The organism is Vibrio sp. 1402, assembly GCF_033340275.1.
In genome coordinates this window covers 1-661 of sequence record NZ_JAWOWE010000329.1, presented here as the reverse complement: position 1 = coordinate 661, position 661 = coordinate 1, and the positions used below count along the sequence as shown (strand labels likewise).

Sequence of the window (661 nt, the reverse complement as noted above, 5' to 3'; positions counted from 1 at the left end):
TAAAGCCGACAAGGCTGAGCCTAACGAAATTTCGATACCCGTTTATTACTCGGAAGAAACTGCTTTAGATTTGAAGCGTTTTGAAGAACAAGGCATTGATCTCGGCGCGCTTATTGATGCTCATACAAAGCCGGTATATACCGTTTCCGCGATTGGGTTCGCACCTGGCTTCGCCTTTCTTTCTGATGTCGAAGAGAGTATCACCATGCCTAGGTTAAAAACGCCGAGAACGTTTGTGCCATCAGGAAGTGTCGGCATTGCCGATAGTAAGACCGCCGTTTACCCATCAGACAGTCCAGGTGGTTGGAATATCATAGGTCGTTCTCCTCTCTCACTCTTTTCGGATACTCCTCCTTTTATTGCTTTTGAAGTTGGTGACAAGGTCACGTTTTATACGGTATCAAAACAGGAATTTCTTGAGCTAGGGGGATCGTTATGAGCGCATCAGGATTATTAGTTGAAAAGTCAGGGCCTTTGTCATTGATTCAAGACTTTGGCCGTTTTGGTCTTGCTCACATCGGGATAACGCAAGGTGGCCCTGTTGATGATTACGCCTACAGTTGGGCTAATCATCTACTTGGAAATCGTGTGAATTGCTCAGCAATCGAGATTACGCTAGGCAATGCTTGTTTTGTCGCCTTACAAGACTGTCACCTGGCAA

At 45.7% G+C, this 661-nt stretch carries 1 protein-coding gene and 1 pseudogene; both read left to right on the top strand.

The features are described from left to right. The coding region (locus R7044_RS25885) for a 5-oxoprolinase subunit B family protein (protein ID WP_225456082.1) at nucleotides 1-439 on the top strand (439 nt) is incomplete at its 5' end. Then, nucleotides 436-661 (top strand): annotated as a pseudogene (locus tag R7044_RS25880) (allophanate hydrolase); the annotation flags it as partial. The gene R7044_RS25885 and the pseudogene R7044_RS25880, both read left to right, overlap by 4 nt.